Here is a 26,439-nt window from a genome sequence, read left to right as displayed (position 1 = left end):
GATTTGCCTATACGGGCGCATTCAAGGGCAAGCCGGCGGGGCGAAATCGTTTCTCCTCGTGCGCCGACCACCATTGCACCACGGCTTGAGCGACTTCGTCCCACAGCGGCGTCGGAAGATCGGGCACCGCTATCCTGACCACGTGGCGATTGCGTGCGGTATCGAGAAACCATTCGGCCGCGCCGAAATCGAAGCCGAAGCTCCCCGCATGCCGCAGCGGCAATCCGGCCTTTCTCAGATCGTCGCACAAATCCGCCGCCATCTGCTTCGTCTGCCTGTCGTCGAGCATTCGCCTGGGCGCCAGCGTGACATAGAGCCCGTGGGCGAAATGCAACTCCGCCGATGAGCCGGCGAGCGCCGACGCAAAATAACGGGCGGTCCGCCTGCTGTTGCGCAAGATGGCCGCGACGCGCTTGTCAGTCAGGATCCGGTAGGCCTTCGTTCCAACGTAGGGCGGGAAATGCGCGGGCAGCGCCGCGCCGCCGAACAATCGCACGGCATTGCGCATTTCCTTGACGAGGTCCGCCAGCCGTTGCTGCTTCGCCGTGGCAATGTGCTTTTCGCAGGCGACGAAAACCGCGGAGCCGAGCCGGCCGTACTCCACGCCGAGGGAATCCAGCTTGGTGTGGCTGCGCACGAGCGCGACAGGTATTTCCGAACGGCGCGCCCAGCTCAGGACTCGACGGACCCGCCCCGAGCCCGTCGAGAAGCAGGTCGTATCAAATATCACGAGATCAAGGTGCGGCCTTGCACAACGGAGGGTCGCTTCGAATGCGGCGGCGGACATACAGGAATCGAACAACAGAATTCGAGGTCGCCCGGCCCGAGAGGCGAAGTCGCCCGGTGTGCCCTTCAGCGGGATCATGCGCAAATGCCGGGCATGATTTTCGATCAGTTCCAGCGTTTCACCGTAGGAGCCAGGCAGGACCAGGATATCCGCCTCAGACGCCAAGCGAGCGAGGGCCAGCAGCAGAGCCGATATCGCCGCCATTCCAGAAGACGTGTAGATGGTCTGGTTCGCCGCTGTCGAACTGTCAAACTGGTAGAAAGACGGGCCGCGCACTTCGAGGTCGGCGCGTTGATAGTCGTAGCTGAATTCGAACGGCCCGGCGCGCAGTTGGCCCCGATGTGTCCAGGCGGTCTCCGTGAGCGCCCAGTCGTGCAGCGCATGCTCGGCCTTCAGCGCGGCAGCGATGTGGAATTTTTGCTCAACGACCTCGGTTACCGAGGTTGGATGCCGCAGCGCCAAAGGCGTGCCGAGGAAACCGTTCAGCAGCCTGAGTTCCTCGTGTTTCCTGTCGAGATATGCCTCGATGGTTTCCATGGCTGGCCTTCGGTCGACCTCGCCTCGCGATAACGTGTCGGACGGGTATTGGGTCCTCGCAGCCAAATGCCGTTGCCTTGAACTATAGGAGTGCTTCGGTGCTCGGCCGAACTCAGGCGCGCAGGCTCACGGGGCGCCGATCGACTGCGGCGACAGCAAGTAGCGCGCATGAGCGCAGCGATATGCGGGTGCGGTGAGAATCCCGGATATCGCTTTGCTTATTCGGGCTACGCTTGATACCGCTCATCCGACAACAGAATGCAGGATGGGGAGAGCGAAGCGAAACCCATCACCGCCGCGCAAGGTCCGGGATGATGGGTATCGCTTCCGCCTTCGCTCGTTGAGCTACGGCGGACAAGTCGCTCCACCCATCCTACTGCAAAAAGCAAAAGGCGCCCCGAATGGAGGCGCCTTTCGCATCTTGCGGCAATGATCCCGGCGGCGAGCCGCCCACTACTCCACCAGCGATGATGTCATCACTTGGCCATGCGACGGGCGGGCGCAGCGGCCGGCCGCAGCTCCAGTGTGGATACGCCTGCGGCAACATTCACGCCCGTCTGCCCCTGTACGGACGCCGGCTGCATGATGATCCTGCGGTCCGGGCCTCCGACCAGGACGTTGGCACTCGCTCCGGCGCCGACGGTGCCGCCGGCGGTCGCACCCGTATGGGTTCCCGCCAATGCTCCCCGGGGCAGCGTGGCAGGCGCGAAGACCGCCCAGGCCATCTGACCGCCGGTCGTGGCACCGATGTCGAGGCCAAGCGTGCTGACGGTGCCCTCGTAAGCCTCGCGCCCCCTGCCTCTCGCTGAGGCATAGATGCAGCCCAGCTGCCGCTGCCCGCCGACAACGAGGCCGACACCGGGCGATATGTTGCAGGTGAGCGTGCCGACCCTCGTCCGCCCGGTATCCTGAGCCGTGGCCGGAGCCATGGCTAGGCCGAGCGCCAAGGCGACGCATGTGGTTGCGAGGCTATTCAACGTTGTTCTAGTCAGGGTTGCTTTGTTCATGGGCGTCCCTCCGTTCTGATGGACCCCTTCAACGCGCGGCGACATTGCGATGTTCCCGTTCCAGGTCCCCGTTCCGGGCTATAATGGCCCTACAGGACCGGGGGCAGCGACGTGTCCGATCCGGATCGGCAGACTGGAACGCTCATGAGTGAGGATGATGGCCGGCATCCAGGCGCCTCACTGCGGCGCCTTGGAGCAGGAGGCCGATTGGGAGGTGAAGCCGTGTACCCACGCTGGATGAACCAGCTCAGCGCGCTGCTCGTCGCTTTTGTCGTGACCGTTGCGCCGTCGGTTTCGCCAGTGCACGCCGCTGAGGCTGCGCGCAAGCTGAGCGTGGTGTCCTTCGGACTTTTCGGCGATCAGGGCGTGTTTAGAAGCGAGGCGACCGGCGCAGCACAGGTCGTAGCAGCTCGCTTCGGAGGCGACCCGATCCGCGTGCAATACAATTCGAAGAAAGGCGGAGGTGCAACGATTGAAGGCCTGGCCACGTCCCTGCAGGCGGCGGCCAATGGGATGGACGTCAAGAATGACATTCTGCTGTTGATCCTGACCTCGCATGGCTCGCGCGAAGGCCTCGCAGTCAAAGCGGGCCGGCTTGAGCAAACGCTCACGCCGTCCAATCTCGCCCACATGCTGGCGCGTACCGGCATGCGATACAAAGTGGTGGTCATCTCGGCCTGCTATTCCGGGGTCTTTATTCCTCGTCTCGCGAACCCCGATACACTCGTCATCACGGCGGCCGATGCCGACCACCCGTCATTCGGCTGCGAGGACAAAGCCAAGTGGACCTATTTCGGAAATGCCTTCTTCAATGTCGCACTCCGGAGGGCTGACACCCTGAAGGACGCTTTTGTTGCTGCGCGCGCACTCGTCAGAAAGCGAGAACTGCGCGAGCGCTTCGAGCCGTCAAATCCCCTGATGTCAGGCGGCGAAAACGTACAGCCGTTGCTCATTGCGCGCCCCTGAGCGGCCGGCCAACGAGCTGTTGGGGCGCATTATGTGCAGCCAAGCCGCCCCATCTGCGATAGGATTGTTCGCCGGCAGAACGCCGATGGGCTCGCCTGCACATTGTTAGAGGGAGGTAGACACTTAAACGCTAGAGGGAGGTAGGCAATGAAAATCAGCTCGCTTACGGGGACGGCTCTGGTCGTTGCTGTCTCTGCCACATTGGCGCTCGCCGTCACGGCGCACGCGCAGCAGGCTCGAACACTAAAGGTCCAATCGGCAGTGCCCCCGTCGTCCACGGCGCAGGATGCCTTGAAGTTCTTCGCTGACCGGGTGGACAAGTTGACGGCGGGCCAGCTCAAGATCGAGGCGCTGCCGGGCGGTGCGATCGTCCCGCCGTTCGAGATTCTCGACGCAGCGCACAAGAAGGTTATCGATGGCGCCTGGGGCATCTCCTACTGGTGGTTCGGCAAGAACAAGGCTGCGACCCTGTTCGCCAATACGCCTGCCGGTATTGCCGGCATGGATCCTGTCGACTTCATCGGCTGGGTATACGAGGGCGGGGGCCTCGATCTGTGGAACGAGTTCTACCAGAAGGAGCTCAAGCTCAACCTGGTCGCATTCCCCAGCATGCCGCCGAGCCCGCAGGCACTCGGCTGGTTCAAGCGTCCGATCAAGGACCTCAATGACTTCCGGGGCATGAAGTGCCGACAGACGGGCATCGTTGCCGAACTCTATTCGAAGATGGGCATGGCCGTCGTCAACATGCCGGGCGGTGAGATCCTGCCGGCGGCTGAGCGCGGTACCATCGACTGTGCCGAGTGGGTCGGCGGTGTCGAGGATCAGCGGCTCGGGCTGCACACCGTGTGGAAGTTCCACTACACGCCCGGCATGCACGAGAGCGCATCCGTGGCCGAGATGGCCTTCAACAAGGACGTTTGGGACAGCCTGCCGGACCAGAACAGGGAGGCCATCAAGTCGGCGCTTTCGGAAACGTTTCTCCGCTGGTGGGCGAGTTATCAGCGGCAGAACGCGGACGCGATTGCCGAATTCGCTGAGAAGCACAGCGTGAAGCTGCTGACCACGCCGGCCGAGATCAACCAGGCCTTCCTCAAGACCTGGGATGAATTCGCTGCCGCCGAGTCGGCCAAGAATCCTTTCTTCAAGAAGGTCTACGATTCTCAGAAGGCCTATGCCGGCAAGGTGGTGCCTGCCAAGCGCTTCATGTTCCCGCCCTACGCTTTTCAGGCGGACTATTACTGGCCGCCAAAGGAGGGCAAGTAGCAGCAGGGGAGCATTCAAATCGAGGGGCGGCGGCAGCGCCGCCCTTCTTGCTATCTCACCGCATGCGGCAGCCACAGCGCGATTTGCGGCCACACCAGCAGCAGGATGATGACGAAGACCTGGATCACCATGTAGTCGGCCATGCCCTTGTAGATCGTGGAGAGACTCCAGTTCGGCACGACGTTGCGCAGATAATAGGCCGACATAGCGACGGGCGGACTGAGATACGCAGTCTGCATGTTGACGGCGGTGAGCGTGCCGAACCAGATCAGCAGGTCGAGCTTGCCGAGGCCCAATTGGAGCTTTTCCACCACCGGCAGGGCGATTGGCAGAAACACCAGGATGATCACGGGCCATTCGAACGGCCATCCGAGCACGAAGAAGATCGCCATGATGAGAGCGAGCTTCCACCAGTCGCCCAAGGGAACGGCGAGCAGGTAGTTGGTGATCAGGTTGGCCGAGCCGAGCTTGGTGAAGACGGCGCCGAACACGGTTGAGGCCACTGCCAGGAACAGCACCATCGCGGAGGTCACCATCGTGCCGATGCCCGCGTTGGTGAGCGACTGCAGGCTGAGCCGGCGATACACGAGCGCCAGGATGGCGGCGCCGAAGGCTCCACAGGAGGCGGCCTCGGTCGGCGTCGCCAGGCCGCCGACAATGGTGCCAAGCGTAAAGCCGATCAGCGCGCTCAGCGGTGCGATACCCAGCACGACAGCCCGGAAATAGGCGTTGCGGACGTAGGCCCACGCCGCCAGCAGCGACGGCAGCAGCGCCGCAACCGACACGCTGATCCCGCCGATCGTCACCGCAAGAGACGGGGCGCGGGTAACGCCGAGCAGCAGATAGATGAGCAGATAGACAATCGCCACGAGGCAGAGAAGCGCCAGGATCAATACCGGCATTCCCACCCTTTCAGTGGTCATCTCCTTGTAGGCGGTCTCGCGCTCCTCCATCGTCATGGCCGGGCCGAGCTTCGGGTTGAGGAAGCTTCGGGTCAGCGTGTAGGCGATGTAGCAGCCGGCGAGCAGGAAGCCCGGGCCGAACGCCGCCGAGTAAAGCAGGTTGACGGGAACGCCCATGACCGGGCCCATCACCACCAACATGATGCTGGGCGGAATGAGAATTCCGAGCGTGCCGCCGGCAGCGATGGCGCCCGCGGACAGCCGGGCGTCGTAGCCGCTCTTGATCATCATCGGCGCGGCCATGATGCCGAGCACCGTGACGGCGGCGCCGACGATGCCCGTCGCCATGGCGAAGATGGTCGCCGTCAGGATCACCGCCAAATAAAGCGAGCCACGTACCGGTGCAAGCAGGCTGCGCATCGCGCCGAACAGGCGCTCCATCAGCCCGGCCTGTTCGGTCATGTACCCCATGAAGATAAACAACGGCACGGCCGGAAAGATCTCGTCCTTCATCGTGCCCCAGATCTGCAGGTAACTCAGATTGAAGGTCTGCTCCCAGCCTAATCCCAGGCCGCCGAAGATGATGGCGAGAAACAGCAGCGTGAAGGAGATCGGGAAGCCGATGAAGATGACGGCCACCATGCAGACCAGCATGATGAGGCCGAGGAGCTCCGAATAGCTCATGTTCAGACCTCGATCTTCTCGTGCCTGGTCAGGAACTCGCCGGTGCGCCATGCCCACAGGCTCTTCATGAGCTCTGAGATGCCCTGCAGGGACAGCATGAAGGCGGTGAGCGGGATAACCCCGCGCAGCGGCCACAATATCGGCGTCCAGGCCCCGGAACTCGAGCGCTCGTCGATCGAGATCGAGTAAAGGAAGTCATCGATCGAGATGTAGAACAGCACAGCCATCGTCGGCAGGAAGAACAGGATGAAGGCGAGGCTGTCGATCATGCCTTTGGTCCGATCCGAGAACCCGTCCCAGAGCATGTCGGTGCGGACGTGAGCACCCTTCAGAAGCGCCAGCGCCGATCCCAGCATGAAGAGCGCCGCATAGGACATCGTCGTTACGTCGAGCGCCCAGACGGTGGGGCTTCTGAGGAAGTACCGGGCGAAAACCTCGAAAACGTTGGCTAACACCAGCGGAATGATGAAGAGCACGAAGAGATGACCGGTCCACTCCGTGAACTTGTCGATGGTGCGGATAACGGCCAAATAGCCCCGGGGAGGGGGCGGCTTTGGCGGAGAGGAGACGCTGGTCATTACAGTGGCCATCAACTGACCCTCAGAGGCAGCGCTGTCGTAGACCCCGTGAAAAACCGGCCGCACCATCCAGTGCGACCGATCAGCCCCGTCGAGCGGGGCCGGTGGAATGTTACTTTAGCGGCGATCTCGGCGCCAGCGGCTGGTAGCCGTCGCAGCCGCCCCCAGGAGCGCGGACGGCTATCCGGTCGGCGCCTTGGTAGTCGTTTTCGCCTCCGCTCGCTGTAGTCGTTTTCGCCTCCGCTCGCTGAGGTACGGCGCGGACGTGGTTGGTCGTTGCAGTCACGCCGCCCTCAAAACAAAAGGCGCCCCATACGGAGCGCCTTTCGCATTTCTCGGGCAGTGAGACCGGCGGGGATCCGCCGAGTCTTACAGCGAATAATACATGTCGAACTCGACCGGGTGCGGGGTCATCTCGAAGCGCTCGACCTCGGTCATCTTCAGCTCGATGAAGCTGTCGATGAAGTCGTCGTCGAACACGCCGCCGTTCTTCAGAAACGCGCGGTCCTTGTCGAGGTTTTCCAGCGCCTCGCGCAAGCTACCGCACACGGTGGGGATCTGCTTCAGCTCTTCCTTCGGCAGATCGTAGAGGTCCTTGTCCATCGCCGGGCCCGGATCGATCTTGTTCTTGATGCCGTCGAGGCCGGCCATCAGCATCGCGGCGAAGCCGAGATAGGGGTTGGCCATCGGGTCGGGGAAGCGGACTTCGACGCGTTTGGCCTTCGGGTTCGCCGTGTAGGGAATGCGGCAGGAGGCCGAGCGGTTGCGCGCGGAATAGGCGAGCAGCACGGGGGCTTCATAGCCCGGGACCAGGCGCTTGTAGGAGTTGGTCGACGGGTTGGTGAAGGCGTTGATCGCCTTGGCGTGCTTGATGATGCCGCCGATGTAGTGGAGGCAGGTTTCCGAGAGGTCGGCGTATTTGTTGCCGGCGAATACCGGCTTGCCGCCCTTCCAGATCGACTGGTGGCAGTGCATGCCCGAGCCGTTGTCGCCGTAGACCGGCTTCGGCATGAAGGTGGCGGTCTTGCCGTAGATGTGGGCTACCTGATGGATGCAGTATTTGTAGATCTGCATCTGGTCGGCCATCAGCGTCATGGTGTCGAACTTCATGCCGAGCTCGTGCTGGGCGGAAGCGACCTCATGGTGATGCTTCTCGACCTTGACGCCCATCTTGGCCATCGCGCCGAGCATTTCCGAGCGCATGTCCTGCACCGAGTCCTGCGGCGGCACCGGGAAATAGCCGCCCTTGGTGCGGATCCGGTGACCGAGATTGCCACCCTCATACTCGGTGTCCGAATTGGTCGGCAATTCCGACGAATCCAGCTTGAAGCCGGTGTTGTAGGGGGTGGTCTGGAAGCGAACGTCGTCGAACACGAAGAACTCGGCTTCGGGGCCGAAGAACACGGTGTCGCCGACGCCCATCGACTTCACCATCGCCTCGGCCTTCTTGGCCATGCCGCGCGGGTCGCGGTTGTAGGGCTCGCCGGTGGTCGGCTCGAGCACGTCGCAGATGATGACCATCGTGGTCTCGGCGAAGAACGGGTCGATCGTCGCAGTGACGGGGTCGGGCATCAGGCACATGTCGGATTCGTTGATCGCCTTCCAGCCGGCGATCGAGGAGCCGTCGAACATCTGACCTTCGGCGAAGGTATCCTCTTCGATCATGCTGACGTCGAAGGTGACGTGCTGCCACTTGCCGCGCGGATCGGTGAAGCGCAGGTCGACGTATTTGACGTCGTTGTCCTTGATCGATTTCAGGACGTCTTTGGCGGTCTTCATGAATACCCCTTTTGGCTGCGGGACGGTTTCCAGGAATTGAGCGACAACGAGACTTCGCCGACGATCGGTGGTGGTATCGCGAACGAAATCAGGCCGCCGAAGCAGCCCTTTTCTTGGTTTTTAGTCGCAAAATTCGGGATAGCACCCGGCTCAGATAGCGTCCAGCCCGGATTCTCCGGTTCTGATCCGGATCGCTTCCTCGATATTCGAGACGAAGATTTTGCCGTCGCCGATGCGCCCGGTCTGGGCGGCGCGGCGGATCGCATCGATCGCCTTCTCGACCAGCTCGTCCGAAATCACGATCTCGATTTTCACCTTGGGCAGGAAGTCGACGATGTATTCCGCACCGCGATAGAGTTCGGCGTGTCCCTTCTGCCGGCCGAAACCCTTGGCCTCGGTGACGGTGATACCCTGCAGTCCGACTTCCTGAAGCGCCTCTTTCACCTCGTCGAGCTTGAATGGCTTGATGATGGCTTCAATCTTCTTCACAGAGCGCCTCCCGGCATTTCCAAATTGCAGATAGTTTCGTTGTCGCGCGAGGCGGCCTGTCTGGTTTGATCCTTGCATCCGGCAACGCCGGAATGCCCATGATTTATCGCATGCTGCGAAGATCCTGAGCTTGGTATCCTAACCGGCTTCCTCAAAAGCAGGGTCTATGCCAAGTTGTTAATGCGGCTGATTTCGGAATGTTATCAGACTATTAACAGGCAAATGGAAGAGGTTGAGCCGGACGCTGCATGATAGCGAAGCTTACAAAATAGGCAAACCGATCAATTCGTATGCAGGTGGGGCGAAGCGGGCCGTGGGGCGTTGCGGGTTATGCCTCCAGAAAAGGCTGACGGATCGAGGATTCGGCATGGAAGTTCTGATTACGACTGAGATGGAGCGTGCCGACCGGCTGACGATTGCGGCCGGCACGCCCGGCTTCGCGCTGATGATGAGCGCCGGCCAGGCCGTGGCCGAAGCCGCCATGGATCTGGTCGAGGAGGGGCCGATCGTGGTGGTCGCCGGCCGCGGCAATAATGGCGGCGACGGTTTTGTCGCGGCGGCCGAACTCGCCGCGCGTGGCCGTGATGTCTCCGTCATCCTGCTCTGCGAGCGCGACAGCCTGCAGGGCGACGCGGCGCTCGCTGCTCGCGGCTGGAAGTATCCGGTGCTGCCGTTCAACCCGCAGGCGATCGGCAAGCCGGCGCTGATCATCGACGCGCTGTTCGGCGCCGGGCTCAACCGTCCCGTCAAGGGCGATCCGCTCGAGATGATCGAGGCGATCAACGCCAACGGCGCGCCCGTGCTCGCCGTCGACCTGCCGAGCGGCATCAACGGCACGAGCGGCGCGGTGATGGGCGCTGCGATCAACGCCGTGGAGACCGTGACCTTCTTCCGGCGCAAGCCGGCGCATCTGCTGATGCCCGGTCGCAAGCATTGCGGCCGCGTGCGCGTCGCCGAGATCGGCATCGAGGCGCATGTGCTCGAGGAGATCCGGCCACAGACATTCGAGAATGTTCCGCAGAGCTGGCAAAAATCCTTCCCTGTGCCCGATATCGACGGTCACAAATATGCCCGCGGCCATGCGGTCGTGCTGTCGGGCGAACTGGCGTCGACCGGCGCGGCGAGGCTCGCGGCACGTGGGGCGCTGCGGGCAGGGGCGGGGCTCGTCACCGTGGCGTCGCCCCGTGATGCGCTGGCCGTCAATGCCGCGGCGCTGACGGCGGTGATGGTCCGCGCGGTCGACAACGTCATCCAATTTGCCGAACTGCTCGGCGACAGGCGGCTCAATGCCGTGGTGATCGGCCCGGGCGCCGGCGTTAGCGAGCGCACGCGCGATCTGGTCCATACCGCGCTGTCGGCGAAACGCGGTCTGGTGCTCGACGCAGACGCGCTGACGAGTTTTGCCGAAGCGCCCGAGCGGCTGTTTGAGCAGATCAGGGCGAGCGCGGATCCACAGGTCGTGCTGACCCCGCATGAAGGCGAGTTTCCGCGCCTGTTCAGCGATATCAGCAACAAGCATCCCGGCCGCTCCAAGCTCGAACGCGTGCGCGATGCCGCCGAACGCTGCGGCGCCGTGGTGCTGCTGAAGGGGCCGGACACGGTGGTGGCCTCGCCCGACGGCCGCGCCAGCATCGCCTCCAACGCGCCGCCCTGGCTCGCGACGGCGGGAGCGGGCGACGTGCTGGCCGGCATGATCGCAGGAATGCTGGCGCAGGGCGTGCCGGCCTATGAGGCCGCCAGCATCGGCGTCTGGTTGCATGGCGAAGCCGCGGGCGAAGCGGGGCCGGGGCTGATTGCGGAAGACCTGCCGGAAGTGCTGCCCGCCGTGTTCCGCCGGCTCTATGACGAGTTCGGGATCGAGTATTAATTTGGTTTTGTAGGATGGGTAGAGCGTAGCGAAACCTATCAATTCCGGCGCGCGGACAGATGATGGGTATCGCTTCGCTCCACCCATCCTACGTGATCAGATATTTCGCCACCGCCATCTCATTCCATTCCAGCCCGAGACCCGGCCCTCGCGCCGTGACTGTTCCGTCAACGATCCTGGCCGGGTGGGTGAGGATCACGCTGGCGAAGTCGAGGAATTCGAGCCAGTGCGCGGTCGGCGTCACCGCCAGCATGTGGGCGCTGGCTTCGGCGAACAGGTGGCTCGACATCGGGATGTTGGCAGCTTCGGCTTGGGCTGCCACCTGCAGCCAGCCCGTGACGCCGCCGCACTTCATCAGATCGGGCATGATGAAGTCGCTGGCCCCTAGCTCGATCGCCTCGGCAAAACCGCGCGGGAACCACCAGTTCTCGCCGGCCTGGATCGGCGTCGACGACATCTCGCGCACTTTTGCGTGTCCCGAGAGATTTTCCTGCGGCACCGGTTCTTCGATCCAGTGCAAATCGTAGGGCTCGAGGCGGGCGATGCGGCGCGTGGCTTCCGCGGGATCGAGCGACTGGTTGAAGTCGATCATCAGCGCGACGTCGGGGCCGATCAGCGCGCGCACGCCCTTGACGACGCGTTCGTCATTGGCGGCATCGCCGTCGCCGCCCTTGATCTTGATGCCGCGAAAACCCTGTTCGAGCGAATGGCGCAGCGCGCGTTCGTCGGCGACCGGATCGACCACGCCGTAGCTATCATAGGCCATGATCGGTTTCGGCGAACCGCCGAGCAATTCGGCCACCGGCCGACTGGCCATCTGGCCGAGCGCGTCCCAATAGGCCATATCGAGGCCTGATACCGCCATGCCGACGAGGCCCTGCCAGCCGAGCAGGCGGAATTTGGCGTCCATCGCCTTCATCAGGTCGTAGGGCGCGACCGGTTTGCCAACGAGCTCGCGGCCGATCTCCTCGATCAGATGCACCAGCGGCTTCAGCGTCAGTTTTGCGTAGGCAAAAATATAGGAGCGGCCGGTGACGCCCTGATCGGTCTCGACGTCGATCAGGACCAGCGGTCCGACATCGATCACGCCAAAGGCGTTCTTCACGGGGCGCGCGAGCGGCACGACGAGCGCTCGCGCTCTTACGCTGCGGATGGCGGGAACGGGTTTGCTCATGGTCGTTTCCTCACGCGACACTGTACCACCGCAACATCCGGATCGCAGACCAGTCGGTCGCGACCGATTCAATCAGGTAGCCCCCCGGATGTTCGGCAAGGAAGGCGATGCGTTGGGTCTGGCCGGGTTCTATGGCTAGCGTATCCAGCCAGAACGGCTTCCAGCCGTCATCAAGCCGGTCGAGCAGGCGGAAGTGATGGCCGTGCAGGTGGAGCACATGGGCCACCGAGGCGCGGTTGGTCAGGGCCAACACCACGGGCCGACCCAGCTTGGCCTGGAAAGCAGGGGGCCTTCCGGTAAAAAAGCCGAGGAGATCGGGTTCGCCCACCGGGATCTCGAAACGAAGCGCGTTTTTCAGATCGATTTTGGCCGGTAGTCCATTGGACGGCAACGAAGGGGCGGGAGGCAAGGGCTCGTTTCGGACCGGTGGCTCCGCGGAGAGCGCTAGCTTGCCGATGACGCGGGCTTCCTTGCCGTCGTGCAGGAGGATCGACGATGGCGCGGTCGCATCGACAAAAGCATCGAGCCGACCGCCCGGTGGCAGCACCACCGCGCCATTTCGGGCCGGGAATGGCTCGGCCGGCTGCCCGTCGATGGCCATCACCCGCAGCTCGACGGCGTCGAGTTTGATCGCAATCACCGTCCGCTGCGAGCCGTTGATGAAGCGGAGTCTCAGCCGCTGGTGCTTATTGACTGAAATGTCGAACGAGGACTTTCCGTTAACTGTATAGATTGACGTGATTTTTTCTGATTCGGCGCCCGGAGGAATGGCGCTGCCGTCAGCGCGCAGGCGCCACTCTTCGATCAGCAGAACCTGGTCGCCATCTACGGCAACCGCCGCGGGTTCGGCGATAATCACAGGCAGGGTCCGGCTCGGCGGGGTTGGCGCACCGCCGAATGAGATCAGCTCGCAGGCGAAGGTTCCGGCATGGCGGGCATCCAGTTTGAATGTGGCCGATCGACCGCTCGGCACGATCGAGTCCTTGGGCAGGATTGGCTCCAGCGCTGGCGCGGCATCGATACCGCGCCAGTTGAGGTAGACCCCTCCAGGAAGGTCGTTTCGGACCTCAACGTCCGCGGATTGGCCCCGCTTCAACTGCAACGGCGCTTCTCCGAGTGACCACACCTCAGTCGTAGGGCCGTCCGGGCGCAGGCGCAGACTGCTCACATGGGCTGGAATCGCGACCCTCGCGCGGCTTTGGGCGTGGCCCACAGCCGGCCACGCTTGGCCGAGAGCTAGTCCGCCCAAACCAGCCATCAGCTTGCGTCGATCGAGCGTTGATTTAGGGCTTGCCATGCGCCCGATCCGGACCATTTTCTTGTCTATCTGTCCAGCTGTGACGCCTTGCCCCGGCGGTGTCAAAAAGGGCCATTTTTTTGCTGCGGAGGTGTAGGCTCATGTTATAAGCCCGCCGCCCGCGGCATCGCGGCCGGGTATGGATGCTTTTCACGCGGGCGTGGCGGAACTGGTAGACGCGCTGGATTTAGGTTCCAGTGACGAAAGTTGTGGGGGTTCGAGTCCCTCCGCCCGCACCAAGCGCTCTATCCAAGCGTTTGCATGACGAATACTGGAGGGCCCGCTCCCCGCTGGGGAGCCAAGGCCCGCCGAACCACCGGCGTCAGGCTTGCCAAGCCACGCCTCGAACATTTGAACACTGCCGGGCCGCTCTGGCCCGGCGCAAGCGGAAGAAGATTGACGCCATGCAGGTCACCGAAACCCTCGCCGAGGGATTGAAGCACGAGTTCAAGGTCAGCGTTCCCGCATCGGATCTCGATGCCAAGGCGGATGCCAAGCTGGTCGACCTCAAGGACAAGGTGCGCATCAATGGCTTCCGTCCCGGCAAGGTGCCGGTGAGCCACCTGAAGAAGGTGTATGGCCGCTCGGTGATGGCCGAGACCATCGACCAGACCATCCGCGACACCAACACGCAGATCTTCACCGATCGCGGTTTCCGTCTCGCGACCGAGCCGAAGATCACCATGCCCACCGAGACCAAAGAGGTCGAGGAGCTGCTCGCCGGCAAGAGCGATCTGACCTACACGGTGGCGATCGAGGTGGTGCCGACGATCCAGCTCGCGGATTTCAAGACCTTCTCGGTAGAGAAGCCGGTGGTCGAAGTCACCGACGCCGAGGTCGATGAAGCGATCAAGCGCATCGCCGACAACAACCGTCCCTATGCCGCGAAGGCCGACGGCGCCAAGGCCGAGAACGGCGATCGCGTCACCATCAGCTTCAAGGGCTCCATCAACGGCGAACTGTTCGACGGCGGCACCGGCGAGGGCATCCCGGTCGTGATCGGCGCCGGACAATTCATTCCGGGCTTTGAGGAACAGCTCGTCGGCATCGGCGCCGGCGAAACCCGTACCCTGAAGGTGTCATTCCCGAAGAACTACGCCAGCGAGAAACTCGCCGGCCAGCCGGCCGAGTTCGAGACCACGGCAACCCTGATCGAGGCCCCGGGTGAGACTAACATCGACGACGAGTTCGCAAAGTCGCTTGGCCTGGAATCGCTCGACAAGCTGAAGGAAGCCGCGCGCGAACGTCTGGTCGCCGAGTTCGCCGGCGCGACGCGCCAGCGCGTCAAGCGCGCGCTGCTCGATCGTCTCGACGACAGCCACAAATTCGAGGCGCCGCCGTCGCTGATCGAGGAAGAGTTCAACCTGATGTGGAACTCGATCAAGGCCGAGATGGAATCCTCCGGCAAGACCTTTGCCGACGAGGACACCACCGAAGATGCGGCCAAGGAAGAGTACAAGAAGATCGCCGACCGCCGCGTCCGGCTCGGCCTCGTGCTCTCGGAGATCGGCGAGAAGAACAAGATCACCGTGACCGACGACGAAGTCAGCCGCGCCGTGATCGAGCGGGCGCGTTCGATGCCTGGCCGCGAGAAGGAAGTCTGGGACTACTATCGCAACAATGCCAATGCGCTGGCCCAGCTTCGTGCGCCGATTTATGAAGACAAGGTAGTCGATTTCATCCTCGAACTCGCCAACGTGACCGAGAAGAAGGTCTCGCGCGAGGACCTGTTCAAGGAAGAAGACGAGAAGAGCGCAGCCTGATCGATTCGATCAGGCTGACATTAATGATGAACGGCGAAAGCGCAGCGGCGGCGGCATCCGTCGCTATGAGATCGCCTGCGAATCAGCTTGAACTCGTTCCATTCGGCTCGCAATTGCCCGGCCTTGTCGCCGGGAAATTGGCTCATATCTGTGAACGGCTCGCTAACGCGAGTTCCGAGTTGAAATTCTGCATCACGGACGTTTATCCGCGGGCGACAATCATGCCGATAGGCTTGGCTTGCCGATGGATGTACGCCCCCGCCGCCCGTACTTGATCTAACGTCTACTAACCCTTGGGGTGACTAATGCGCGATCCCGTTGAAACCTACATGAACCTCGTTCCGATGGTGGTCGAGCAGACCAACCGCGGCGAACGCGCCTACGACATTTTCTCGCGGCTTCTGAAAGAGCGCATCATCTTTGTGACCGGTCCGGTCGAAGACGGGATGTCGACGCTGACAGTCGCGCAGCTCCTGTTCCTCGAGGCGGAAAATCCGAAGAAGGAAATCTCGATGTACATCAACTCGCCCGGCGGCGTGGTGACATCGGGTCTTGCGATCTACGACACCATGCAGTTCATCCGTCCGCCGGTATCGACGCTGTGCACCGGGCAAGCGGCCTCGATGGGCTCGCTGCTGCTCGCCGCCGGCGAAAAGGACATGCGCTTCTCGCTGCCCAACTCGCGCATCATGGTGCATCAGCCGTCCGGCGGTTTCCAGGGCCAGGCCACCGACATCATGCTGCACGCGCAGGAGATCCTGAATCTCAAGAAGCGCCTCAACGAAATCTACGTGAAGCACACCGGCCAGACCTACAAGGCGATCGAGGATGCGCTGGAGCGCGACAAATTCCTGACCGCTGAGATGGCCCGCGACTTCGGTATCGTTGACAAGGTGATCGACAGGCGTCCCGAAGAGGCGACGCCTGTGAAAGTCCCGTAAGGTAACGGGTATCGACACCCCGCATTGACCTTAACGGTTGGTTGAATCGGCAAATATGGCCGAAAGCTGCGGCCTGTGCGCTGCACAGGCCGAAAGTTCCGCTTTCGTGCCGGTTTTGCGGCGTGGCACAAGCGCAACGCTCAGTCGATTTTGTCAACTTCTCCCCGTGCGAATGCCACAAATCACGGTATTGTCACGGGTAGCCATTCCGGCCCCGATTAGCGAATTCTTGATAGTCGGGTGTCAGCATGGTTGGCTGTGTGGACTGGGTTAAGATCGCGGGGGATTCTAGAGCCGTGATTCGCAGCACGGTGCGTAATTGAGTTAGGGTCTTTTCTGGTACGGAATTTGCTCTATCTACCTTCAGGTCCGGTGACGTGCCGGAATGGGTCGATCGGGTAACGGATCGAACGGCGGACGGAGACAGGAATGAGTAAGGTTGGCACGAGCGACTCCAAGAACACGCTGTATTGCTCGTTCTGTGGAAAGAGCCAGCACGAAGTCCGCAAACTCATCGCGGGTCCCACCGTATTCATCTGCGACGAGTGCGTCGAGCTCTGCATGGACATCATCCGCGAGGAGAACAAGTCCTCGCTCGTGAAGTCGCGCGACGGGATTCCGACGCCGAAGGAAATCTGCAAGGTGCTGGACGATTACGTGATCGGCCAGAGCCATGCCAAGAAGGTGCTGTCGGTTGCCGTCCACAACCACTACAAGCGCCTCAATCACCAGACCAAGCACAACGACGTCGAACTGGCGAAGTCGAATATCCTGCTGATCGGTCCGACCGGTTCGGGCAAGACGCTGCTGGCGCAGACGCTGGCGCGCATTCTCGATGTGCCGTTCACGATGGCGGATGCGACGACGCTGACCGAAGCCGGCTATGTCGGCGAGGACGTCGAGAACATCATCCTGAAGCTGTTGCAGTCGGCCGACTACAATGTCGAGCGCGCGCAGCGCGGCATCGTCTATATCGACGAAATCGACAAGATCAGCCGCAAGTCGGACAACCCGTCGATCACCCGCGACGTGTCGGGCGAGGGCGTGCAGCAGGCGCTGTTGAAGATCATGGAAGGCACAGTCGCCTCCGTGCCTCCGCAGGGCGGCCGCAAGCATCCGCAGCAGGAGTTCCTGCAGGTCGACACCACCAACATCCTGTTCATCTGCGGCGGCGCCTTCTCAGGCCTTGAGAAGATCATCTCCGCGCGGGGACGTTCGACCTCGATCGGTTTCGCCGCCCAGGTGCTGGCGCCCGAAGACCGCCGCACCGGCGAAATCTTCCGCCACGTCGAGCCGGAAGATCTCCTGAAGTACGGCCTGATCCCGGAATTCGTCGGCCGCTTGCCGGTGGTCGCGACGCTGGAGGATCTCGACGAGAATTCGCTGAAGAAGATCCTGGTCGAACCGAAGAACGCGCTGGTGAAACAATACCAGCGGCTGTTCGAGATGGAGAACATCGAGCTCACCTTCGCCGACGAGGCGCTTGGCGCGGTCGCCCGCAAGGCGATCGAACGCAAGACCGGTGCACGCGGACTGCGTTCCATTCTCGAGGCCATCCTGCTCGAGACCATGTTCGATCTGCCGGGTCTGGAAGGCGTCGAAGAGGTCGTGATCTCGCGCGAAGTGGTCGAGGGAACTGCCCGTCCGCTCTACATCTATGCGGACCGTTCGGACCGGGCCGTCGAGAGCAGCGCCAGCGCCTGATCGCGCTCGCCATACCTCGGTTGTACTACCCCAATAAGGACGGCTGCCGGAGATTCCGGCGGCCACAGTGGCGTAAGCGTTTTTCGCGCGTTTGAGCCGCAATTTGCGGTGATTTTCCGTGACTTGACACCCCCATACCCGATAGCCACCTAATGTCCGTGGTGGCGGAAATCACGTTCGAGATTCGTCGCAAAATCATCCGGTAAGAGACGGCAGCAAGGGCGGCCGGCGAGCCGGAAATCCCGGCACCTTGTGGCGGTTGCGCAAGCTACGCGGACTGCGTGCAAGGGGGCAAAACAGAAGGAATAGGCCATGACGACCCCAAAAACCCGGCCAACCATCGTTCTCGGCGAAAGCCATTCGTATCCGGTGCTGCCGCTTCGCGACATCGTCGTTTTTCCGCACATGATCGTGCCGCTGTTCGTCGGCCGCGAGAAATCGATCCGCGCCCTCGAAGAGGTGATGAAGAACGACGCGCTGATCCTGCTCGCGACGCAGAAGAATGCGTCCGACGATGATCCGAGCCCGGAATCGATCTACGAGGTCGGTACGCTTGCCAGCGTGCTGCAGCTCCTGAAACTGCCCGACGGTACCGTGAAGGTGCTGGTCGAGGGTCTCGAGCGCGCGCGCGTGCAGAAATATTCCGACCGCACCGAATACTATGAAGCGACCGCGATCGCGCTCGCCGACACCGACGCCAACTCGGTTGAAGCCGAGGCCCTGGCGCGGTCGGTCGTGTCCGACTTCGAAAGCTATGTGAAGCTGAACAAGAAGATCTCCGCCGAAGTCGTCGGCGTGGTTCAGGCGATCACTGACTTCGCCAAGCTCAGCGACCAGGTCGCGCAGCATCTGGCCGTCAAGATCGCCGATCGCCAGGGCATCCTGGAGACGTTGTCCGTCACGCAGCGCCTGGAGAAGGTGCTGGGCCTGATGGAGAGCGAAATCTCGGTGCTGCAGGTCGAGAAGCGCATCCGCTCGCGCGTCAAGCGCCAGATGGAGAAGACCCAGCGCGAGTATTACCTGAACGAGCAGATGAAGGCGATCCAGAAGGAACTCGGCGACGACGAAGGTCGCGACGAGCTCGCCGATCTGGAAGAGAAGATTGCCAAGACCAAGCTTTCCAAGGAAGCGCGGGAGAAGGCGCAGCACGAATTGAAGAAGCTGCGCCAGATGTCGCCGATGTCCGCGGAAGCAACCGTCGTACGCAACTATCTCGACTGGCTGCTGTCGATTCCGTGGAACAAGAAGTCCAAGGTCAAGAAGGACCTCGAGCAGGCGCAGGCCGTGCTGGACTCCGATCACTACGGACTGGAGAAGGTCAAGGACCGCATCGTCGAGTATCTCGCCGTGCAGTCGCGCGCCAACAAGCTGACCGGACCGATCCTGTGTCTCGTCGGGCCTCCCGGCGTCGGCAAGACCTCGCTCGGCAAGTCGATCGCGAAGGCGACGGGCCGCGAATTCGTGCGCGTCTCGCTCGGCGGCGTGCGCGATGAAGCCGAAATCCGCGGTCACCGCCGGACCTATATCGGCTCGATGCCCGGCAAGATCATCCAGTCGATGCGCAAGGCGAAGACCTCGAATCCGCTGTTCCTGCTGGACGAGATCGACAAGATGGGCGCCGATTTCCGCGGCGATCCGTCGTCGGCGCTGCTTGAGGTTTTGGACCCCGAGCAGAACTCGACCTTCAACGACCACTATCTGGAGGTCGACTACGATCTGTCGAACGTCATGTTCATCACGACCGCGAATACGCTGAATATTCCCGGACCCTTGATGGACCGCATGGAGATCATCCGGATCGCCGGCTACACCGAGAACGAGAAGGTCGAGATCGCGCGCAAGCACCTGATCCCGAACGCCATCTCCAAGCATGGCCTCGATTCCAAGGAATGGTCGATCGACGACGAGGCGCTGCTGTTGATGATCCGCCGCTACACCCGCGAGGCGGGCGTGCGTAATCTGGAGCGTGAGCTCTCCACACTCGCCCGCAAGGCGGTGAAGGAGCTGATGATCTCCAAGAAGAAGTCGGTCAAGGTCACCGAGAAGACTCTCGAAGACTTCCTCGGCGTGCCAAAGTACCGCTTCGGCGAGATCGACAGCGAGCCGCAGGTCGGTATCGTCACCGGCCTGGCCTGGACCGATGTCGGCGGCGAGCTGCTGACGATCGAAGGCGTCTTGATGCCCGGCAAGGGCAAGATGACGGTTACGGGCAACCTGCGCGACGTGATGAAGGAATCGATCTCGGCGGCGGCGTCCTACGTCCGCTCGCGGGCGATCAACTACGGCGTCGAGCCGCCGCTGTTCGATAAGCGCGACATCCACGTCCACGTGCCGGAGGGCGCAACCCCGAAGGACGGACCGTCGGCGGGTGTGGCGATGGCCACCGCGATCATCTCGGTCATGACCGGCATTCCGGTCCGCCACGATGTCGCGATGACCGGCGAAATCACGCTGCGCGGCCGCGTGCTGCCGATCGGCGGTCTGAAGGAGAAGCTGCTGGCTGCGGCCCGCGGCGGCATCAAGACGGTGCTGATCCCCGAGGACAACGCCAAGGATCTCACGGAGATTTCCGATGCGATCAAGGGCGGCATGGACATCATCCCGGTCGCGAGGCTGGATGAGGTGGTCGCCAAGGCACTGGTCCGCACGCCCACGCCGATCGTGTGGGAAGAGGATGCCAAGGTGGTCGCGAAGCCCGACGCAGGCGATGAAGCCGGCGGCGGCCTGACCGCCCACTAAGCCGATCCGTCACGATATGATAAAGCGGCGCCTTCGGGCGCCGTTTTTGTTTGTGCGGAGCGGACCTCGGTTTGAACCTCGGCCCGGCGGACGGAGTTGATGAGGGATGGAAATCGACGGGCAATGCCATTGCGGGCGGGTGACCTATCGGGCCGAGATCGATCCTGCGAAAGTATCGATCTGTCACTGTACCGATTGCCAGAACCTGACGGGCTCGCCGTATCGGGTGACGGTGATCTGTTCCGCCGACCAGGTTCGAATGACGGGCGCGCCAGCAAAAGTCTATCCGAAAAGAGGCGACAACGGCCGGACGCGCTTTCAGCACTTCTGCAGCGAATGCGGCTCGCCGTTGTTTACAAGCGGCGAGGGCGGGGCCGACGATTGGGGCATCCGCTGGGGCAGCATCCGCCAGCGCGATCAGCTCAGGCCAGCGCGGCAAATCTGGTGCCGCTCGGCGGCTCCCTGGATCAACGATATCGGGGGATTGCCGGCGCGCGAGACCGACTAAACTCAGTCCATCGCGCGTGACACGCGCCGCAGCAGTGACGGGTTGACCGTGATCAGAACGACGTGAAAGCCCTCGACCGCGCCGCCGATCGGCCAGACCGCCATGAGGATCGTCGCATCGCCAAGATATTGGTGAGGCCGGTAGTAGGCCCGGAGGCCGGTGGCGGCAGCAGGCGGCTTTCAGGCACCGCCGGGTTGTCCGAGAGCACGCCGGTGCGGCCCCAGCCGCGCTGGTCCAGCAAGCGGTCGAAAAGGTTTCATGATCTCGCCGTATGGCAGGTATTTTCGCGGCAATTGGCCGGTTTCGGGCCATTTGTCGTCGCCGGCCTCGCTTGCGTTCATGCCGTGCGGGGCGGTAGATAGGGGCGGTTCAAGGGCGGCTAGCTCAGCTGGTTAGAGCATCTCGTTTACACCGAGAGGGTCGGGAGTTCGAATCTCTCGCCGCCTACCAGCCTTCGCGCTGACGCGCTACGGCTCGGCAAGCCAGCCCTCTCGTAAGCGCGAAGGCTGTCGCGCCGAAGCTCGAAGAGCGAAGGCGGACTTGTTCGAGTTGAACCCCATCCTCCGATCGCAAAGAAACGAACGCGCATTGGTCGTTGCCGCCAGCCACGATCAACACGCCGGCGAGATCACAAACTGGAATGGTCGGCGGACCAGCGCGCGGGGTGGCGCCGAGCGAATGCCGGAACACCCCGCGACTGAGGTTTAGCGACCTCTACAGCTGACCTCTACAAGTCTCGCGATACCGACGGCAGTTTCCTTCGCCGCGTTCGCCTAACGCATCCTTGTTGAGGCAAGCAGATCTCAATTCGGCGCACACATCCCTGCGAACTGGTCGCCCGCAGGCCTCCCGATATCTGCGGCAATTTCCTTCGCCCCGCTCTCCCAGCGCGTCCTTGTTTTCGCAGGCAAGCCTTAGTTGCTCGCAACGCCCACCTCCTCGATCTACTCGGACGCCTCCCGGTCCGATCTCAATGGCTTGAGAAAAGGCCGAAATCGGAATTACAAAAAGAGCGGCTGCCGCTGCGGCGCCGAATGCATATTTGCGCATCCCATTCATCTTGATCCCTCCAGTTGCTAGTGTCGGTCAATTGTCTTGCGCAATAGACCACGCGAAAAGCGGGATATCGTTCCGAACGAAGTGCACGAAAATGTACTTATGACGCTATTTCTCTGCGTAGATGAACGAACGTAGTGGCATCACGGCAAAGATGCGGCAGTGATACGGCGTGAACGGTCTGGCACATCCGCAACGGACGTTCGAAATCGATGAAGAAGCGCGCAAATGGACGCTGATGCCTGGCGAGCGCGTCATCGATGTCGGCTGCGGCAGTGGCGCCGCATTTGCTCCGCGCAAGCAAAAGGCTGTCGCGCCGAAGCTCGAAGAGCGAAGGCGGACTGTCCAGGCGCGGGACCGAAGCGCCACGCCTCGCTCTCTTGTTCTTCAGCTTTGTGGTGTTGGCGTGGTAGCCGGGTAACTTAGCGGCGCTCCTCCAAGCGAAACAGGCCCAACTGGTTTAGACTGCCGAACCATCTTTTTGCGCATTGGTCGGGATAGCCGGTTTTGAGCGTTCCTTGCTGAAATGGAGGAAGTTACTTCCGGGGTCATTGCATTCTGCAGCGTGTCGACCTTCGCAATGAGTTTGGAAATCTGAGCAGAGATCTTCTTCACGTCTTCATGCTCGTCCGCTATCTGAGCGGATATCTTCTTCACAGCGGTATGCTCATCCACGACGCTCTGCCTTAGAGACGCAAGCGCAATTGAATCTTGCTGAAGAAGAGCTGTGTTTTGCTGCAACAAGAAGTTATTCTCTTGCAACGACGCAACGTGTTGCTGCTGGACCGTCTGAATATCCTTCAAGGCGGCGACAGCCGGATCCGGTATTGGATCAGAAGCTTTCTGGTGCGGAAGCAGTTCGGCCAAACTGCTGATATCAGGCAGAGCAAAGCCGCTGATATCAGGCAGAGCAAAGTCGGAAGGCGACAGTGTGTAGACGGCCGCAGTACTGTTTATTCCAATGGCGAGCACCGCCAGCGCCAGGATGGATTTCCTGCTCGATTTTTTGCTCGGTGCCGTAGATTCGGGCTGTTCGGTTTGGCTCTGCTTTTCCGGTGTCTCTGTCACGCGCATTACTCGCAAATGAGTGAACAAAAAAGGAGCCGTCGCCGGATGGTCCGTCGCGACGGCTCCTCTACGCGGCACCCAACTACAACTGCCTGAGATTATAGGGTGACGAGATTAATTCCGCGTTACGCATCAGTCGTCCGGCATGAGTCGCGAGCCGCTGCCGGCTGCGCCTTCCATTTTGTGATCGGCGCGGCACTCACGCAATGCCGTGCTCGTCTGTGTTGCGGTATTTTCAATCGCAAGGCGGGTGCGCTAGGATCGTTATATTGGAGCCCGTGAAAACGAAACTGTCGAGGTTCGGTCCCTCGACGCTAGGTGGAGCTGCGTCGCAGATGAACATCCCGCAACCCCACGATCAAAACGCCGACCAGGTCGCTTACTGGAACGGGCCAGCCGGCCAGCGCTGGGCGGATCGTCAGGCGGCGCAGGACGTGCTGCTCAAGCCGGTCGCCGACCTCGTCGTCGATCGGGCGAAGCTGAAGCCCGGCGAGCGCGTGATCGATGTCGGGTGCGGGAGCGGCGCCACGGCGATTGCGTTTGCGCTGAAAGTTGCGCCATCGGGGCGCGTGCTGGGCATCGACGTATCCGGCCCCATGCTCGAGCGGGCGCGGCAGGCTGCGCCCAAAGACTTGCCGATCGATTTCGTTCTGGCTGACGCGACCGTCCATCCGTTTGAGCCGGCGAGCTTCGATGTGCTGGCCTCGCGGTTCGGCGTGATGTTCTTTGCCGATCCGGCGCTGTCCTTCTCGAATATGCGCAAAGCGCTGAAGCCGTCGGGCCGGCTGGCGTTCGCGTGCTGGCGCGAGCCGCGCGAAAATCCGTTTTTCATGGCGCCGCTGATGGCGGCTTATAAGCACGTGCCGAAACTGCCGCAGTTGGGGCCGGAAGATCCCGGGCCGTTTGCGTTCGCCGCCGAGGCGCGGGTGCGCCGCATCCTGGGCGAGGCTGGATTTGCGGGAGTGGAATTGGAAGCGTGTCCGCTGTTGCTCGACGCTGCGATCGGCCGCGGCCTCGACGGCGCGGTGCAGGGCGCGCTGGAGATCGGCCCGGTGAGCCGGGCGCTGGAGGGGCAGCCGGAGCATCTGCGCGTTGCCGCCGCGGCTTCCATCCGCGAAGCGCTGGCGCCGTTTGTGAAAGGCGATGCCGTGCTGCTGCCGGCGTCGGTGTGGATCGTGACGGCAAGGGCGTCGTAGCTGGAGCGCGCTGCGCGCCACGCGGTTATTGCGAGCGAAGCGAAGCAATCCATAGCGCGGCATAACGGATAGATGGATTGCTTTGTAGCGGAGCCTGTCATCGGGCGCGCATTCGCGCGACCCGTTGGCTCCTCGCAATGACGGGAGAGAGGCGGAGCGACGATTACTTGGCCCGTTCTTCCCAAATCATGGCCAGGTGCACAATCGTCTCCGCCGCCTTTTCCATGTCCTGGCGGCTCACCCATTCCAGCCGCGAGTGGAAGGCGTGTTCGCCCGCAAAGATGTTGGGGCAGGGCAGGCCCATGAACGACAACCGCGAGCCGTCGGTGCCGCCGCGGATCGAGCTTCGCACCGGATTTAGTCCGGCGCGCCTGATCGCCTCGATGGCGTAGTCGACGGTCTCCGGATGGCGGTCGATCACCTGCTTCATGTTGCGGTATTGCTGCTTGACCTCCATCCGGTAGGTCGAGCGCGGATAATCCTTCATCACGTCCTTGACGATGCCTTCGAGCAGGGCTTCCTTTTCCTTCAGGCCCTCGTCGGTGAAATCTCGGACGATGAAGCCGATGGTGGCTTTCTCCAGCTGCCCGGAAATGCCGATCGGATGCAAAAAGCCTTCCTTGCCCTCGGTCGTCTCCGGCGAGCACGTGTCCTTGGGCAGGCGGTCGATGATGGCGGCGGCGATCTTCATCGCGTGCTCCATCTTGCCCTTGGCGAAACCCGGATGGGTCGAGACGCCCTCGATGGTGATGGTGGCGCCGTCGGCGGAAAAGGTTTCGTCCTCGATATTCCCTGCGGTTTCGCCGTCCATCGTATAAGCGAAGTCGGCGCCTAACTTTTTCAGGTCGACCTTGTCGACACCGCGGCCGATCTCTTCATCGGGCGTGAACAGGATCTTGATGGTGCCGTGCTTGATTTGCGGATTCTCGATCAGGAACCGCGCCGCATCCATGATCTCGGCAAGGCCGGCCTTGTTGTCGGCGCCCAACAAGGTCGTGCCGTCAGTGGTGATGATGTCATGGCCGACCTGGTCGGCGAGCGCCGGATGATCGGCGGCGCGGATCACCTGCGTGGAATCGGCCGGCAGCACGATGTCGCCGCCGCGATAATTCTTCACGATCTGCGGCTTGACGTTGGCGCCGGTGCAGTCCGGCGACGTGTCCATGTGCGAGCAGAAACAGATCACCGGGACCTTTTTGTCGGTATTGGCCGGGATGGTCGCGTAGACATAGCCGTGCTCGTCGAGATGGGCATCCTTGAGCCCCAACGCCTGCAACTCGGACGCCAGCAGGCGGCCCAGATTCTTCTGCTTCTCGGTGGAAGGGCAGGTCGGCGAATTTGGATCGGACTGGGTGTCGATCACGACATAGCGCAGGAAGCGCTCGGTGACATCGTGGGTGAAGGCAAGAGGGGAAGCCGGCATGACGATCCAAAAAAGATGAGCAACAGGAAGGCTCTATAGCAGAAAAGCGCCATTCCGGGTCCCCCGCCGGAATGGCGCTTCTGGTCAGATCGGGGAGGAAATTCCGGCCTAGACGGCTTCCTTGAGTTCCTTGGCGGCGCGGAACGCCACCTTCTTGCTGGCCTTGATCTGGATCGGCTCGCCGGTGGCCGGGTTGCGGCCGGTGCGGGCAGCGCGCTTGCGGACCTGGAGGATGCCGAGCCCGACGATCCTGATACGCTCGCCCTTCTTCAGGTGTTTTGTAATTTTGCCGACCATGTCGGTCAGGATCGCCTCGGCGGCCTTCTTCGACAGGTCATGTTCCTCGGCGAGCGCTGCCGCCAGATGCTTGAGTGTGATGGTGGCTGGAGCCGCCGCTTTCTTCGCCATATCTGGCCCTCCTCGTTGGTTGATTGGCTTGAGCGTGGTTGAATGCCAGTCCGCGCCGGAAAAATGCATTGCGTGGTGACCTGAAACCCCGGGATTTCGCTCGATCAGCGCGGGAAGGTTTCAAGAAACCCTGATGTCACAGGCCTTAGACGATTCGGCAGACGGCTGCCTACGCCGTTTTGCCCGAAAACAGGCGGCAATTTGCATCGAAATCGCAGAATGCCCTGTCTCACGCAGGTATTCGCAACGTCCTTGACTAAGCGGGAGCGGGCCTTTATGCCCTCGGTTCTGCGCGGATCAGGA

Annotated in this window: 20 protein-coding genes and 2 tRNA genes; 11 read left to right on the top strand and 11 right to left on the bottom strand. The window is 62.1% G+C overall.

Annotation, left to right across the window (positions count from 1 at the left end; translation table 11 throughout):
- Positions 1 to 7 precede the first annotated feature (7 nt).
- Together AC0QUY_RS01015 and AC0QUY_RS01010 are read right to left on the bottom strand one after the other, a co-directional pair.
- Positions 8 to 1,324: a hypothetical protein gene (locus tag AC0QUY_RS01015; RefSeq protein ID WP_475385403.1), complete on the bottom strand. Its 1,317-nt coding sequence runs from the start codon at positions 1,322 to 1,324 to the stop codon at positions 8 to 10.
- 476 nt (positions 1,325 to 1,800) lie between these two features.
- A complete protein-coding gene (locus tag AC0QUY_RS01010) occupies positions 1,801 to 2,331 on the bottom strand; it encodes a DUF992 domain-containing protein (protein ID WP_475385402.1) in 531 nt (176 codons plus the stop codon).
- 222 nt (positions 2,332 to 2,553) lie between these two features.
- Between AC0QUY_RS01010 and AC0QUY_RS01005 the strand changes: the two genes are divergently transcribed.
- Both AC0QUY_RS01005 and AC0QUY_RS01000 read left to right on the top strand, forming a co-directional pair.
- Positions 2,554 to 3,297 carry a C13 family peptidase gene (locus tag AC0QUY_RS01005; RefSeq protein ID WP_475385401.1) on the top strand — a complete coding sequence of 248 codons (744 nt, stop codon included), beginning with the start codon at positions 2,554 to 2,556 and terminating at the stop codon, positions 3,295 to 3,297.
- A 147-nt stretch (positions 3,298 to 3,444) separates the two neighbouring features.
- Positions 3,445 to 4,560, top strand: coding sequence for a TRAP transporter substrate-binding protein (locus AC0QUY_RS01000; RefSeq protein ID WP_475385400.1), 1,116 nt, complete (start codon positions 3,445 to 3,447; stop codon positions 4,558 to 4,560).
- A 50-nt stretch (positions 4,561 to 4,610) separates the two neighbouring features.
- Here the strand turns inward: AC0QUY_RS01000 and AC0QUY_RS00995 are convergent, their stop codons facing one another.
- The 4 genes from AC0QUY_RS00995 to AC0QUY_RS00980 all read right to left on the bottom strand — a co-directional run bounded on the left by AC0QUY_RS00995 (position 4,611) and on the right by AC0QUY_RS00980 (position 8,992).
- Positions 4,611 to 6,146, bottom strand: a complete 1,536-nt coding sequence (locus tag AC0QUY_RS00995) for a TRAP transporter large permease (protein ID WP_475385399.1) — start codon at positions 6,144 to 6,146, stop codon at positions 4,611 to 4,613.
- A 2-nt stretch (positions 6,147 to 6,148) separates the two neighbouring features.
- Positions 6,149 to 6,736, bottom strand: a complete 588-nt coding sequence (locus AC0QUY_RS00990; protein WP_475385398.1) for a TRAP transporter small permease subunit — start codon at positions 6,734 to 6,736, stop codon at positions 6,149 to 6,151.
- 357 nt (positions 6,737 to 7,093) lie between these two features.
- Positions 7,094 to 8,503 carry a type I glutamate--ammonia ligase gene (gene glnA / locus AC0QUY_RS00985; RefSeq protein WP_057858562.1) on the bottom strand — a complete coding sequence of 470 codons (1,410 nt, stop codon included), beginning with the start codon at positions 8,501 to 8,503 and terminating at the stop codon, positions 7,094 to 7,096.
- Positions 8,504 to 8,653: 150 nt separating this feature from the next.
- Positions 8,654 to 8,992: a P-II family nitrogen regulator gene (locus AC0QUY_RS00980; protein ID WP_027537227.1), complete on the bottom strand. Its 339-nt coding sequence runs from the start codon at positions 8,990 to 8,992 to the stop codon at positions 8,654 to 8,656.
- A gap of 367 nt (positions 8,993 to 9,359) precedes the next feature.
- Between AC0QUY_RS00980 and AC0QUY_RS00975 the strand changes: the two genes are divergently transcribed.
- Positions 9,360 to 10,859 (top strand): NAD(P)H-hydrate dehydratase, encoded by a 1,500-nt coding sequence (locus AC0QUY_RS00975; RefSeq protein ID WP_475385397.1) that lies wholly within the window; start codon positions 9,360 to 9,362, stop codon positions 10,857 to 10,859.
- An 88-nt stretch (positions 10,860 to 10,947) separates the two neighbouring features.
- Here AC0QUY_RS00975 and AC0QUY_RS00970 read toward each other — a convergent pair whose 3' ends face one another.
- Both AC0QUY_RS00970 and AC0QUY_RS00965 read right to left on the bottom strand, forming a co-directional pair.
- Positions 10,948 to 12,033 (bottom strand): enolase C-terminal domain-like protein, encoded by a 1,086-nt coding sequence (locus AC0QUY_RS00970; protein WP_475385396.1) that lies wholly within the window; start codon positions 12,031 to 12,033, stop codon positions 10,948 to 10,950.
- 10 nt (positions 12,034 to 12,043) lie between these two features.
- A complete protein-coding gene (locus tag AC0QUY_RS00965; protein WP_475385395.1) occupies positions 12,044 to 13,135 on the bottom strand; it encodes a multicopper oxidase family protein in 1,092 nt (363 codons plus the stop codon).
- A 349-nt stretch (positions 13,136 to 13,484) separates the two neighbouring features.
- Between AC0QUY_RS00965 and AC0QUY_RS00960 the strand changes: the two genes are divergently transcribed.
- The 7 genes from AC0QUY_RS00960 to AC0QUY_RS00930 all read left to right on the top strand — a co-directional run bounded on the left by AC0QUY_RS00960 (position 13,485) and on the right by AC0QUY_RS00930 (position 21,435).
- Positions 13,485 to 13,569 (top strand) — tRNA-Leu (locus AC0QUY_RS00960).
- A 165-nt stretch (positions 13,570 to 13,734) separates the two neighbouring features.
- Positions 13,735 to 15,093 carry a trigger factor gene (gene tig / locus AC0QUY_RS00955; RefSeq protein ID WP_475385394.1) on the top strand — a complete coding sequence of 453 codons (1,359 nt, stop codon included), beginning with the start codon at positions 13,735 to 13,737 and terminating at the stop codon, positions 15,091 to 15,093.
- Between the two features lie 305 nt (positions 15,094 to 15,398).
- Positions 15,399 to 16,034, top strand: coding sequence for an ATP-dependent Clp protease proteolytic subunit (locus AC0QUY_RS00950; protein ID WP_161854931.1), 636 nt, complete (start codon positions 15,399 to 15,401; stop codon positions 16,032 to 16,034).
- A gap of 429 nt (positions 16,035 to 16,463) precedes the next feature.
- Positions 16,464 to 17,738, top strand: coding sequence for an ATP-dependent Clp protease ATP-binding subunit ClpX (clpX, locus tag AC0QUY_RS00945; protein ID WP_057840487.1), 1,275 nt, complete (start codon positions 16,464 to 16,466; stop codon positions 17,736 to 17,738).
- A gap of 312 nt (positions 17,739 to 18,050) precedes the next feature.
- Complete coding sequence (gene lon, locus AC0QUY_RS00940; RefSeq protein ID WP_161854930.1) at positions 18,051 to 20,477, top strand: endopeptidase La; 2,427 nt, start codon at positions 18,051 to 18,053, stop codon at positions 20,475 to 20,477.
- A 106-nt stretch (positions 20,478 to 20,583) separates the two neighbouring features.
- Positions 20,584 to 20,985 carry a GFA family protein gene (locus AC0QUY_RS00935; protein ID WP_475385393.1) on the top strand — a complete coding sequence of 134 codons (402 nt, stop codon included), beginning with the start codon at positions 20,584 to 20,586 and terminating at the stop codon, positions 20,983 to 20,985.
- A gap of 373 nt (positions 20,986 to 21,358) precedes the next feature.
- Positions 21,359 to 21,435 (top strand) — tRNA-Val (locus AC0QUY_RS00930).
- A gap of 993 nt (positions 21,436 to 22,428) precedes the next feature.
- Here AC0QUY_RS00930 and AC0QUY_RS00925 read toward each other — a convergent pair.
- Entirely contained in the window at positions 22,429 to 23,115 is a 687-nt protein-coding gene (locus AC0QUY_RS00925) for a hypothetical protein (protein ID WP_475385392.1), read from the bottom strand.
- Between the two features lie 329 nt (positions 23,116 to 23,444).
- Between AC0QUY_RS00925 and AC0QUY_RS00920 the strand changes: the two genes are divergently transcribed.
- Positions 23,445 to 24,305: a class I SAM-dependent methyltransferase gene (locus AC0QUY_RS00920; RefSeq protein WP_475385391.1), complete on the top strand. Its 861-nt coding sequence runs from the start codon at positions 23,445 to 23,447 to the stop codon at positions 24,303 to 24,305.
- Positions 24,306 to 24,468: 163 nt separating this feature from the next.
- On the opposite strand, the gene pepT is transcribed toward AC0QUY_RS00920, so the two are convergent.
- On the bottom strand, positions 24,469 to 25,728 hold the full coding sequence (gene pepT / locus AC0QUY_RS00915; protein ID WP_475385390.1) for a peptidase T: 1,260 nt from the start codon (positions 25,726 to 25,728) through the stop codon (positions 24,469 to 24,471).
- 108 nt (positions 25,729 to 25,836) lie between these two features.
- A complete protein-coding gene (locus AC0QUY_RS00910) occupies positions 25,837 to 26,136 on the bottom strand; it encodes an HU family DNA-binding protein (RefSeq protein WP_057844275.1) in 300 nt (99 codons plus the stop codon).
- Between the last annotated feature and the right edge of the window lie 303 nt (positions 26,137 to 26,439).

Source organism: Bradyrhizobium sp. WYCCWR15520 (genome assembly GCF_056174665.1).
This window is presented reverse-complemented; position numbering and strand designations above follow the sequence as displayed.